This is a genomic window from Cellvibrio sp. KY-GH-1, assembly GCF_008806975.1.
In the GTDB taxonomy this organism is placed as follows: domain Bacteria; phylum Pseudomonadota; class Gammaproteobacteria; order Pseudomonadales; family Cellvibrionaceae; genus Cellvibrio.
Genome location: NZ_CP031728.1, coordinates 4,024,385 through 4,037,422, shown reverse-complemented (window position 1 = coordinate 4,037,422; position 13,038 = coordinate 4,024,385). Strand labels below are relative to the sequence as shown.

Below are 13,038 nucleotides of genomic sequence, written 5' to 3'. Positions count from 1 at the left end.
GTTAACGCTGTCCTTTATCGTTCAGCATTTCCTGAATTAAACGGCGACACTCCTCAAGCACTTCATACTTGATGGTGTCGGCAGAAACCTGGGCGCGGGAGTTATCTTCCTGATGCACATCATCCGCAACACTGGATTTAATCAGTAACTGTTTAATTTCTATGGCCATAATCACTCATTCCACTAATCGGGAATTGCGCTCTGCGCTATTTAATGCGCTTGGAATAGTTGTAACTGAATGAAATTTTTTCGATGGCAACTTCATTTTTGGTGGAGTTAAAACTTTCCACTTCCCACTTCACCGGAAATGCATTAACAAATACCCAACCGCGCAGTGGTGCGGCGTTTTCATCCAGCAAATAAACGCGAATGGTTTGCGGCACTATGGCGACATTTAGTCCGCCTTCAAACACCGACTGACACCAGGTCACCAACGGCGAGGTTGATGCCGCTATACCGCGTTTTAATTCAAGGTTGGGATTTTTCACCCCGCGCGGCAGTTTATGTACAAAGCGATTCTCTCCACCTTCGGTGACTTCCTCGACTGACATTTCACTGCTAATACCCGATACATCTTGAAAAGACGCATCGGGACTGTTCGCGCTATTGCCAAAAACTACTTTGAAATAAAACGCAGAAGGCGGATAAAAACCGCCTTCTGTATTTGCTGCTGACTTTGCAGGCATGTTAATTAATCACTCACGCTTAACCGTTGGCGATGGTCAAACCTTCGTGAACAATTTCAATGCTCTCGATGGCCACTTCGTTGCCTTCTGCTTTCAAATCAGTAGAAGAAATTTTGGTGGGCCAGGCATTTTTGAGGGTCCACACCATGGTTGGCGCACTGGATTCATCCAGCAGGCTGATGGTGACGGGTACGCGCTTAATGGTGTTGAGTTTGATCTGGTTGAGCCAATCCCAAAATTTGTTATCGCCTTTGAACACGCCTTTTTTCATGGTGACGTTTCCGAATTTCACCATGCCCGGCATTTTTACAACCGAGAATACTTTGCTGTCGCCGGCGCGATATTTAATTTCTTCGGATTGGATATCCAAACCGCTTACTTCCTGGAAAGACATTACATTGGAGTCCCACTTAACTTCAAAGTGGAACTTGGGGAGTGGCCATATGTTGGCTGATTGTGTTGAGCCGTCTTCTGCCATGATTATCTCTGCCTTAATTAATCAATGGTTAACATTTCTTGTGCGATTTTTAGTGTTTAAAAGCCGCACGTTAATTTCGCAGCAAGGTGCCTGGACCCTGCGTCTGTTTGTCATTTATCGATCAAGAGACCATCAAGCCTCGATCAAGACTTCTGCATTTGTTGCTGGAAGGTGATCTCGATAAATTCCGCTGGACGGCTCAGCGCCACCAACACAGTTACACGCAAAATGCCTTCAAGAATATCTTCAGCCGTCATGGTTTCACCCAGACCTACGTGCACGCTGAATGCATCTTCCGGGCTCGAACCTGCCAAACCACCGCGCTTCCATACACTGTTGAGGAAGTTGCTGATCATGCTCTTGATAGTGACCCAGGTGTTCGCCACGTTAGGTTCAAACACATAGGCTTTAGTGGCCAGACGCACCGACTCTTCCAACATAATCATGGTGCGACGTACGTTGATGTAACGCCAATCCAGGCTGTTGCCATCGAGGGTACGCGCGCCCCACACCAGGGTGCCTTCACCGATAAAGGTGCGAATCGCATTCACCGATTTGCCCGCCGTATTCACGTTCAAATCTTCTTGCTCTTCGTGGTTAATATTTACCGTAGGTGAATTCACCGCACTCAGGCTGACGTTCGCCGGCGCTTTCCATACACCGCGGGTGTTATCCACCATGGTGTAGATACCAGCCATTGCGGCGCTGGGTGGCAATAAATTCAATTTTTGCTGAATACCCGCGAGCACACTGTTATACAGCGGGCAAACCGCACTCAGGGTTTTATGCAGCTCATTCTTTTTGGTGTCATCCAGAGTACTCAGGCTGGTCAGCTTTTTAATTTCGTCCAGGATGCTCTGTTGTTTTTTCGCGGGTACGGTCTCCAGCACTTCCAGCGTTAACAAGCTCACCAGTGCAGTCAAACCATCAGCAGTTAAATTGCCGAACGACAAGGCCGAGACGGGCATAATCGAGGTATTTAACCAGGGATAATAAACCGCGCTAAAGGCCGGGAAGTTGGTGGCCATTTGATTGCGGAAAGTATCAATACACTCGTTATCGCGATTGTCCTGGAAGCCGCCAAATACATCGAGGATGGCGAAGCGGTTTTTCATTTCGTAACCGCAATGGCTCACCATCGCCTGTTGCAATGCAAAACAGTCAGCGCCATTCACAATGCCATACGCAGGATCTTTGGGATCAGTCACTGTGCTTTTTGTTCCCAATGACACAGCTTCCGGAATTACCACCATGGTGGGTTCCTGTTCTTTTTTCAGCGGCTCAATGCCGCGCGTCAACGCATCTACAGTAATTTCTTTTTCACTGTAGGTACCAACAGATACCACATAGCAAGCACCGCCGCCGTTTTGGAAAAACAGCATCATGCTGCGGTACAACAAATAGTAGGAACCATCGAGCGTGAGGAAATATTTATCGCTCTTGCCGTAGGCGAAGTCTTCTTCTTTCGCGCTAAATACGTCCTGGTTCAAGCTCACGCCGTCGATACTGGTAGCCGCATCATATTTCGCTTTATCGATGTCATATTTTTCTTTGGCCGCGGCATACGCCTGCTTTTCAGCAACAGTTGCATCGCTAGCTGGAGCAGTGGGCGCCGTCGGTGCGGTTGGGGCAGTTGCGGTAGTGCCGGCAGGCAACTCTTTTTGTTTGCGTTTTATGTCAAATTTCGCGGGCGGTGGGCCACCGAAATAGCTGATGAATTCCGCCATGGACGAAATACGCCAAGGCTTTTCATGCAAGCTCTTGCCTTTGTTGTCGGCAAATTCGGTGTAACCGATAAACGCCGGAACAGCTGTTGCAACTTCAACAACAGAATTGGGGAAAGCGTCTTTTTCGACAATGTAGACGCCGGGTGTTTTATACGCGCCAGCCATATGGGTTCCTTTCAGTGCTATTGATTGACATAAATTTCTGCAACAAGAATTTGCTGCCCCTTGAGGTTCCTGCTCTTGCTGATCAAATTAATTCCTGCGTTGGGTAAACGCTTGATCAAAATCTTGCCTGAATTATTTTTATCCTTTAATTGGAAACGTTGTTTGGGTTCGCTATTCATCGCAATAGGAACTTGCGATATAAATGCTTTACCATTTTTAGCGACAGGTTCATCGCTTTCATCAAACACGATTGCCTGCGGCGAACCTACATCATGGATGTCCAACTCCAGTTTCGCCAGCTCGCCAAAAAAATAATATTTCCAATAAAGTTCGCGCGTTCCAAAGCGCAAGTAACGCAGCGCCGCAGCGCCGGTTTTGGCAGCTTCAATTGCGCTGTCGTTTAAATCTATATCGACCACTAAAACCGGAGTGCGTGTCCCCGGCTTTACCCGCGCCGAATATTCGCTTTGCAATTGTGGCGGTGCTTCGCGCTGCAATTCAAGGCTGCTGTTATCCGCTGTAATATGCCGGGTGCTCGCGTAGAGCGGCGTATATAAGCCTTCGGTTTCTGCGGTGTAAAAACTAAAATAGTTATCCTGGGCATAGGCGTTAAAACGCAGTACCGATTCATCCTCGTCCGGCGCTATCGCTTTTTCCAAATCCGCAATAATAGAAAAGCCAACCTCGTTATGGCGCACCAATAATTGATAGCGACGCAACAAGCGCTCAGTTGCCGCACTGGGTACAAACTGCAATTGCGAGCAGCGCCCATCAGCAAAAAATGCATGGGCGACTTCCAATGTGAATACAGGTTTAAACTGCGCCACAACAATGTCCTTTGCGAAATTAGGATCGAATCATTAACCGCTAATTTGGCTTATTCCATTTTATTGTTGCAGGCAATCGGAGGCGGGACGCCAACGATTAGCCTACAGGGGTGTAGTGCGCATAAAGCAAAACATGTTTTGCGCGCACGAAACGACCGCAATTTATTGCGGGTAGGCCCGAAGGGTATTCACGGCGTGTCCGCAACAATAAAATGGAAAAGGCCAAATTCTTCAATTAACCGCGCACATCGCTTTGCGGACGAGTCGCATAAGGCAACTGTGCAATTACATTGTCTGGGTTGATGCTTACCATGCGCACGCGATAGTAAACGGAGGGAAGGTATTTCCCGCCCAATAAACCCCAGAGATTACTTAAATCCTGAATATTCAGGTTCTCGATATCCAATACGAGTTTATCGATGCGGGAATCCAGATCCGGTGTCGATTGTTTATCGAACACCGGTTGCATCTGAAAAAATGCGATGGCTTTGGAAATAAACTTCAGCGCTTCCGGATAATTACTGCCACTGAAATTTGCCGCGAGCATCACATACAAATTTAAATACAGCGAACGACTGCCAACCAGGGCGCGGCCATCAAAACCGGTGGCGCGCACGGCATTGGCTTGCGGCACAGGATCTTTCTCAATGTTGGTGAGGAATAACACCAATTTATTGTTGGTGTTGGCCGCGACGTTACCATCGCTTTCCACCAGGCTGGACACCACCACAATATCTTCTGTGAGATTGTTAGTGCGTTTGAGGTACGCATTCAGCTGAACTGCCAAATGGTTAATCGCCGCCTGAATCACCTGTGCACCTGACCTGTGTTATGTCGTTTTGGTCTAACAATTGCGAATTGCTTGGATGGTAGCACAAAAATTTTTGCGGTCTTGTTCTTTTTTTAATACAAACAGCGTCACAAAAATATTTGCGTTGATTCAGACGACAAACTGGATTACAGCCTATTACAGCACCGACATGATTGAATGTTTTTTGCGCTTAATGCGTCGTTAATTCAACGGTGATATGGACCAGCTCTTCGTGAATGGCGAGCTGCTGTTTAAGAAACCCTGCATCAATACCGATCGTGTCCGACGGAATTCTCACCGCCAATGCACAAGCGTATTGCCCCGCACCAACGCGCCAGACATGCAAATCTTTTAATTCTGCCGCAACCGGCAACTGCGCAATCACTGCACGAATTTCATCCACTACCGGCGCATCCATTTCGGCATCGAGCAAGGCCCGGCCGGTATCGCGCAATAAACCAAACGCCCAGACCGCCACCAGAACGGAACCCACAATTCCCATCACCGGGTCGAGCCAATCGGCACCAAAAAATTTACCGCCCAACAATGCAAAAATCGCCAGCAGTGAAGTCAGCGCGTCAGCCAACACATGGGTATAGGCTGCGCGCAAATTTAAATCTTCGTGATGGTGCTCATGTTCGTGATCGTGATCGTGATCGTGATCGTGATCGTGATCGTGATCGTGATCGTGATCGTGGCCATGATGTGCGTGTTCATGGTGATGCTGTGCATGACCGTGATGATGGTGATGCCCGTCTTTTAACCACCAGGCACAAACCAAATTCACCACCAATCCGATTGCCGCCAACATAATTGCCTGGTCGTACACTATCGCCATGGGTACCAGCAAGCGCGCCACCGAGTGGTACATCATAGTGACCGCGACCAGTACCAATAAAATCGCGCTGGTATAACCGCCCAGCACTTCCATTTTCCAGGTGCCGAAACTAAAACGGCCGTCCTGCGCGTAACGCCGCGCTAATACATAAGCACCCAACGCCAAACCCAATGCCACCACATGGGAACTCATATGCCAGCCATCGGCCAGCAGTGCCATGGAGTGGTAATACCAACCCCCGACAATTTCCAACACCATCATCACCGCCGTAAGCACAACCGCACGCAGGGTATTTTTTTCCGCGAGCGGATTGGTTTGGGTGTGGATGGGGTGATGGCAGGTTTTGGTGGTGATAGACATAGTTACCTGGAGTTTAGTTACCATGAGGTCAGCTTGAGTGTGTATTGGGATCATAAACAAACTCACTGCCTATGTCTTTTCCACTGATACTATCACCATTAGTTTTTCTTCCTATTCCACACTCGCCACAATAAATTCCAGGATTTGTTTGGCGGTAGTGATATTGTGCAGGTCGGAGTAGAGCGAGCCGTCTTTACCTGAGTGATGACCATGGCCGACTAAGGTAAATAGATGTTGTCCTGGTTGTTGTGAGTCCATAATGGATTCGTAAATTAGCGATGGTTGGCCGGATGAACCTGAGCCGCTGTAAATCGCATCATCGGGAAAACGGGTTTTGCTGTAGAACTCGTTAAAATCATAGGTGCGATTAACTTCTACCATTAATTTGTAGCGACCCATTTGCGGCGCTGACATGGCGACCTGGTAATCCATCTTGGGCGTTGCTGCAGTGATGCCGTCCAGATCTGAACTTTTGCCCTCGGGAGTATAAAGCCCATCGTTCGCTTTAATTCCGCGTTTGTGGCTCCAATAGGGCAACGCTTCTGGCCGACGCACAATGTCAACCTTCGGATCTTTCGAGCGATAACTGGAGTCAGACGTTTTCCCGGTTATATAAAGTGTGTCTATATATTTTCCTTCCAGTGTCTCCATCCAAACAACAATTTGCGGCACGCTGGTGTAGGTAATATTTAAAAATAGCGATTGTGGCGCAGATTGGTATTCTTGGCCCGCTTTAAAAAACACCTTGAGTTTAGGTGTATGGCGTTTGCTAGTTGCAATGTTTGGCGAACCCGTTTCTGGTGTTGTGTTATCCGCGGTTAGGTCTACCACTTCATACTCATGTTTTTCGGGTTGCTGGGATTTTTTAAGGTCGTAACCAAAGTGAACTACCGATGAGATGGGGGCTATGTTAAACATAAGTCCGATTATCATGGGCACAAGCCCGAGTACAGCAATCGCCATCGCCCATTTGCCAACACGTTTTTGGATGTGATTCTTGTAGGTCTTGGCGTTATTTTTAAAATGAAAAATAATACAAGCTAGAAATAAAATGGCGCCCCATATATGCAGTGAGCCGACAAAATAATTATAGGGCGTGAGATAAAGCAACACACCAGTAATCAGCAGGACGACAAAGGCAACTGACAATACAATGCTGGAAATAATTCGGATATTCATAATCTGCTCGCGGAATTAGTGCCATAACTCTGTTGCTACCAGGGCTAGCAAATATGGCGCAGAGTTATGGCAATCGGAAAATTAAGCATTTACAGTGTGCGGATGGAGTTGCTTGCGCAGTTCCAGTATTTCTCGGTTCAGGGTTTGTTGAATTTCTTCACGCAAGTCGTCATTCAATTTTATTTCATGCGCGGGATTGAGCTGTGGCTGGGCTTGATAAGCCGAGAAATTCATAAATTTGAAATTTTTCTTTTTCGCCCAGTCGGCAAACGCTTGCTTGAATTGCGCCAGTTCTTCCGGGGTTAACAGGGCTTCCAGCTCTGCCTCTTTTTGCGCCAGGAACTCCGGAATTTTATCGGTTTGGTTAGTGAAGTAGAGTTTCGGGATTTCGCGATAGGAGCTGAGGATCTCATTCATTTTCGCGGCGCGCTCAGGGTCAAGGTTCAGCTGCTCAACAAAACGATTTTGGCCGCTTTTCCAATCCGCCTTGTCATTCCCATCTGAATGCTGACTCCAGTTGCCGTGCATAGACGTGTAATCCGCATTTGATGCTACGGCTACACAAGCAACACTACCTACGATCAAGCTGGCGATAATTAACTTTTTCATTGCATTTTCCTCTGTGGTTGTGGGGTCTACAGTTGCTAATTTGCGCCACAATTGGGGAAGGAAAATGTTTGAAATGTGAAAGAAATGTGTCTTTGAGCGGGCGGGATTCAGCCCCTAAGGGGCTTCGTATTTATAACCACAACCATAGACGGAGCGGATCAGCTCCACCTGTTCATTGGCTTCATTGAGCTTTTTGCGCAGTTTTTTGATGTGGCCATCGACGGTTCTATCGCCCACCACGCGGTAGTCCTGATAGATGTTGTCGAGAATATATTGGCGCGAGAAAATCCTCCCCGGCTGGGAATAAAGCAGGGAAAATAACTGGAATTCCACACTCGTCAATTCCACCGGCTGATCAAAAATGCGGACACTCATACGCTGCTCATCGAGCGTCACCGAGGGTTTTGCGCCCGCTGGTACCGGCGCACTGACACACATGCGACGCAACACAGCCTTGACCCGCGCGACTACTTCGCGAGCACTATAAGGTTTGCAAATATAATCGTCCGCACCTAATTCCAAGCCCAGTAAGCGGTCTATTTCTTCGGTTTTGGCGGTCATCATAATGATGGGGACCGCCGAGCGTTGACGTTGGTTTTTACAAACCTGCAATCCATCCATGCCCGGTAGCATGAGATCCAATAAAATCAGATCCGGGTTGTTACTCTGCAACCACAGATCAGCCTCATCGCCGCGATTAAACACGATCGTTTGAAAATCGTTGGCCTTGAGGTAATCCACCATCAATGTGGCTAGATCCGGCTCATCTTCAATTACGCAAATGAATGCTGACATCGACAAATATCCCTGATGAATAAATCGTTATTTAACGAGCGGCAAATTGATACGAATTTGCAAACCGCCCAGTGCAGATTCATTGGCTGAAATAGTGCCCTGATGGGCTTCAACAATATTTTTGCAAATCGCCAACCCTAAACCCGCGCCTCCCGTTTGGCGACTGCGCGAATTTTCCACGCGGTAAAGCCGTTCAAAAACTTTTTCATATTGATCCGGCGCAATACCCGGTGGACTGTCATCGATAGTTATTTCGACATGAGTGGCCCTGGTGGTCAGGGCCACGGAAACTGCACCCGGGCTATGGGTATAGCGGAACGAATTTTCCAACAGGTTGCTAAATAGCTGTTGCAGGCGATCCCTGTCTGCACTGATCCATATCGAGTGTTGGTGATCAAGCTGATCCTGCAAGCGCAAGCCTGCTTGCTGTGCTTTTGCCTGAAAATGTTCGATACAGGTTTTTAGTAGCGGCACCAGATTGATCGTTTGTTTGTGATAGCTAAGTGCTCCCACATCCGACAATGAAAGCTCAAACAAATCGTCGATCAGTTTGCTCAACCCCAGCGCTTTATCATAAAGCAGCGCCAGATTTTCCGCGTTCGCCGGCCTGATGCCATCTTGCATGGCTTCTATTTGTACCTTCAGCACAGACAAGGGCGTACGCATTTCGTGGGAAATATCGGCCACCCAGAGCGCGCGCGATTGCTGGTTGGCCGCGAGCGCCTCACTGAGTTGATTAAAACTGTTGCACACCTGACCAATTTCGTCGCGACTTGTCACCGGAATTTTCTGGGAGTAATCACCCGAGGCGAGCGCATGGGCTTTTTGTGCAAGTGTCATTAATGGGCGGCTGATACGGCGTGCAAATAATGTAGCGACCAGCGTGGCGATCACCAGTACCAATAGGCTGATAACACTGAACACTTTAAATTGGTGCTCAATAAAATTTTGGTCTTGAGTATTAGTAACGACTTTGGGTTTTTCAAAACTGATAAAGCCAATAATCTTATTCAAATCAGTAACCGGAACCCAGGTTAATTCTTGCTCCGGCTTCACCACGCCAAGAATTACCTGCCTGTTAACATCTGCAAGGCTAATACTGCTAACAAATTCACGGTAAACCGTGTGAGCAGACCTATCCGCATCGGCAACTTCGGGCAAACCGGAAAATAGTGCATCACTTTCTGCAAATATAATGTCTTTCAGTTTGAGCCAACGATCCGCATCTGCTTTCAACGCGTCGAACGAACCTTCTTCGCGATAAATGCTCGCCAGGGCACTGCGTAAAATCTCCAACCGCTGCACTGACTGTTGTGAGGTGTAATCCAGAAATCCTTGCTTGAGGCTGTTATGCAGCAATAAATAAAGCGCAAGTACACACAAGGTAATTGTGCCCACAAATGCCAGCCACAGTTTTTTGCCGACGGTCAGATGCATGAAATATCCATATTGATATGAATTGGGAACTGGGGAGGGGATAGGTTGGAGCCGCATCCTAGCGCAATTTTTTGCGCGCAGCCAGCCGATGTTCAAATAGGGTTATCGAAGGAGCCGTCGATTTTTATCTATGAAGAATAGAGACATTAATGCGAAGTAAGTTCCTGATTGGTTCCCGCAATAAATTCCGCAAATTTATCTGCTGGCATTGGGCGAGCAAAATAATAGCCCTGGTATTTAAGGCAACCTTCTTGCTCCAACCAGTCGCGTTGGGCCTTGGTTTCTACACCCTCCGCAATAACTGACAACTCCATACTTTGGGCGAGGCGAATGATCATGCGAGCAATGGCGGCGTCGTTGGGGTCGGTGAGGATATCGTTAACGAAGGACTTATCGATTTTTAATTCGTTAATCGGCAGCCGCTTTAAATAGGAGAGCGATGAATAGCCAGTGCCAAAATCGTCCAGAGAAAATTTAATCCCATGCGGTTTTAATGCATCCATTTTAGTGATGATATCTTGCGGGTTATCAACCAACATGGATTCGGTCAGCTCCAGTTTCAACTGCCGTGGATCGGCTCCGGTTCTGTGAATGATCTCCAGCAATTGTTCAACAAAATTATATTGCTGGATTTGTCGCGCACTTACATTGATCGCGAGCGACAAATGTTCCGTCGCTGAATCCGTCGACCAGCTCACCAGACGCTTACAAGCTTCCTCTACGATCCAGTTCCCCAGTGGAATAATTAATCCGGAGTCTTCTGCGATCGGAATAAACTCCAATGGTGACACCATCCCCCGTTGTGGGTGCAACCATCGAATTAATGCCTCTGCGCCTTTGATCTGGCCCAAGTCATTTAACTGCGGCTGCAAATACAGCTGGAACTCTTCACGTTGTAACGCCTCACGAATGTCATGTTGCAGTGCAAAACGCTGCGCGGTAATGGTTTGCATTTCCGGATCAAAAAAGCGCAAGGTATTTCTGCCTGCCGCTTTGGCGTGATACATGGCTTGGTCAGCCTGTTTTAGCAGCTCATCAATTCCCAGCTGATTATCACCAAACAGACAAATGCCAATGCTGGGCGTGTTGAAATATTCACGCTGCTCAAGACGATAAACCCCATTTAAATGCGCGAGAATTTTTTCGGCCACACGCTGCGCATAGGTGGCTGCGTCATCGCGGTTTTCACCCAGGCCCTCCAGCACCACCACAAATTCATCGCCACCAAGGCGCGCCACTGTATCCTGCTCGCGCACCGATTGACGCAAACGTTCAGCAACGGCGATCAAGAGCAAATCACCGATATGGTGACCGCGATTGTCATTCAGCGTTTTAAAATCGTCGAGGTCGATAAATAGCAAAGCGCCGTGACTTTTTTGGCGCAAACTGGTGGCAAAAGCATGTTCGAGACGATCGCGCAGCAAGCGGCGATTGGGTAATTGCGTGAGCGGGTCAAAAAACGCGAGATGATGAATGCGCTCTTCGTTTTGTTTTAATTCGCTAATGTCCGTCAGCGTCGACACAAAATGGGTAATTTCATTGTACTTATTGCGCACGGCAGTAATGGTGAGCCATTCCGGAAAGATTTCACCGCTTTTGCGTCGATTCCAGATTTCTCCACGCCAACTGCCCTCGCTTAAAATCGTGCGCCACATCTGCTGATAGAAATGTTGGTCATGACGCCCGGAACGCAATAGCTTCGGATTTTTACCCAGCACCTCTTCAGCGGTGTATTGAGTGATTTCGGTAAAGGCTTTGTTGACCCTTACTATGTTGCCGTCAGGGTCGGTAATCATCATGCCTTCGCTGGCCTCGAACGCCGTAGCAGCAACGCGCAATTCTGCTTCAGCACGGCGACGCTCGGTAATGTCACGTGCGAGTACGACGTAACGCTGTGTTAATTCTGCGGCTTTGCGCGAGACAGATAACTCCATCACTATTTGACGACCATCGACAACCACCGAATAGTATTTGCCGGTCGAAAGGCCTTTTTCGTCCGCTTCTCGCATGGCGGCTTCCACGACGGTAATGGCATGCGGAGGTAAAAAATGGCGAAAATCCTGGCCGAGAAAACGGGCCGGCGGCACTGTGAGTAAATCGGACTGATTAGTGTGGTAACCATGAATGATGCCAGCACCGTCCAAATCAAATAGCAAGTCGGGAATGGCATCCAGGGTCGCTTGTAGTTCAGCGCGCGCGTTTAATAGTTCGCGCGTTTGATCTGCCACCGCCGATTGCAAACTGATGCGGCGACGTTGCAAATTGACCAATAAAAAACTCAACCAGGCAAACATTACGCTGAGCAATCCGGCGATAAATATTTCACTCGCAATCTGCCAGGGATTTGTCCAGCCGTCGATGGGTTGGACGCTCAACGTCCATCGGCCATTAGGAACCGGTATTTCTTTTTCAACCGGATCTGACAGGTGCTCGCTCGCATTGACCGCGATCATGTCATGTGCGCCAGTATCAGGGTGATTGCTCCAGAGTTCATAGGCCATCACGCCTTTATCAAGCTGATGAAAATTGGCCTGATCCAACAATTTATTAATCCGGATGATGACGCTGCTAAAACCCCAAAAATGGCGGCCGGCCTGATCTTCTAAAAATATCGGCAACCGCGCAACCGCGCCCAATCCACCTTGTACCAATTGCACCGGGCCCGCGAGAGTCAGTTGCCCGGTTTCTACAGCGCGGCGCGCATCCGGCCCCTGCACAGGATCATTGAGTGGGTTAAAGCCAACAGATTTCTCATTGCCGGCCAGAGGATAGACATAGGTAATAACGCCGCCGGGGGACAAGGCGATATGAGACACAGCACCAAAATATGGAAGCAGTTCGCGCGCCGCCTCGTCAAACCGGCGCGGTGCTCCTTGGCTTAAACGCACCAGTGCGGCCATGGAATAGTTGATGGTAAGCGCTTGGTCCAGGCTATTGCGGATCAGCAGCGCATGGTTGGTGGCTACATGTAAAACCGCCGCACGTTTGGCCTCGCGCCGGCTCTGCTCCAGATTCCAAATCACCAAAGCACCGACGAGCAGGCTCAACCCCAGTACAAGGGCCGCCAACACCCGGGGGCGTCGGAACAATAAGGGCAGAGATTCGGGCATAGCAACAAGGAGTCCG

The 13,038-nt window shown here is 48.5% G+C and carries 12 protein-coding genes; all 12 read right to left on the bottom strand.

What is annotated here, in order from left to right; translation table 11 throughout:
• Position 1: 1 nt before the first annotated feature.
• The gene (locus D0C16_RS24075) at positions 2 to 169 is read right to left on the bottom strand and encodes a DUF5908 family protein (protein ID WP_191968529.1); all 168 of its coding nucleotides are present in this window, start codon (positions 167 to 169) and stop codon (positions 2 to 4) included.
• A gap of 37 nt (positions 170 to 206) precedes the next feature.
• On the bottom strand, positions 207 to 686 hold the full coding sequence (locus D0C16_RS17065) for a phage tail protein (protein WP_151033468.1): 480 nt from the start codon (positions 684 to 686) through the stop codon (positions 207 to 209).
• A gap of 19 nt (positions 687 to 705) precedes the next feature.
• A complete protein-coding gene (locus tag D0C16_RS17060) occupies positions 706 to 1,164 on the bottom strand; it encodes a phage tail protein (RefSeq protein WP_151033467.1) in 459 nt (152 codons plus the stop codon).
• A gap of 143 nt (positions 1,165 to 1,307) precedes the next feature.
• Positions 1,308 to 3,056 (bottom strand): phage tail sheath C-terminal domain-containing protein, encoded by a 1,749-nt coding sequence (locus tag D0C16_RS17055; protein WP_151033466.1) that lies wholly within the window; start codon positions 3,054 to 3,056, stop codon positions 1,308 to 1,310.
• Positions 3,057 to 3,073: 17 nt separating this feature from the next.
• Positions 3,074 to 3,883 (bottom strand): hypothetical protein, encoded by an 810-nt coding sequence (locus D0C16_RS17050; protein ID WP_151033465.1) that lies wholly within the window; start codon positions 3,881 to 3,883, stop codon positions 3,074 to 3,076.
• Positions 3,884 to 4,118: 235 nt separating this feature from the next.
• Positions 4,119 to 4,694 (bottom strand): DUF4255 domain-containing protein, encoded by a 576-nt coding sequence (locus tag D0C16_RS17045; RefSeq protein ID WP_151033464.1) that lies wholly within the window; start codon positions 4,692 to 4,694, stop codon positions 4,119 to 4,121.
• 190 nt (positions 4,695 to 4,884) lie between these two features.
• Entirely contained in the window at positions 4,885 to 5,916 is a 1,032-nt protein-coding gene (dmeF, locus tag D0C16_RS17040; RefSeq protein WP_304487095.1) for a CDF family Co(II)/Ni(II) efflux transporter DmeF, read from the bottom strand.
• Positions 5,917 to 6,003: 87 nt separating this feature from the next.
• Positions 6,004 to 7,071: a DUF4405 domain-containing protein gene (locus D0C16_RS17035; protein ID WP_151033463.1), complete on the bottom strand. Its 1,068-nt coding sequence runs from the start codon at positions 7,069 to 7,071 to the stop codon at positions 6,004 to 6,006.
• Between the two features lie 81 nt (positions 7,072 to 7,152).
• Positions 7,153 to 7,680 (bottom strand): hypothetical protein, encoded by a 528-nt coding sequence (locus tag D0C16_RS17030; RefSeq protein WP_151033462.1) that lies wholly within the window; start codon positions 7,678 to 7,680, stop codon positions 7,153 to 7,155.
• Between the two features lie 114 nt (positions 7,681 to 7,794).
• The gene (locus tag D0C16_RS17025) at positions 7,795 to 8,475 is read right to left on the bottom strand and encodes a response regulator (RefSeq protein WP_151033461.1); all 681 of its coding nucleotides are present in this window, start codon (positions 8,473 to 8,475) and stop codon (positions 7,795 to 7,797) included.
• 27 nt (positions 8,476 to 8,502) lie between these two features.
• Positions 8,503 to 9,912, bottom strand: a complete 1,410-nt coding sequence (locus D0C16_RS17020) for an ATP-binding protein (protein WP_191968528.1) — start codon at positions 9,910 to 9,912, stop codon at positions 8,503 to 8,505.
• Between the two features lie 146 nt (positions 9,913 to 10,058).
• Complete coding sequence (locus D0C16_RS17015) at positions 10,059 to 13,022, bottom strand: EAL domain-containing protein (RefSeq protein ID WP_151033459.1); 2,964 nt, start codon at positions 13,020 to 13,022, stop codon at positions 10,059 to 10,061.
• Positions 13,023 to 13,038: the final 16 nt, after the last annotated feature.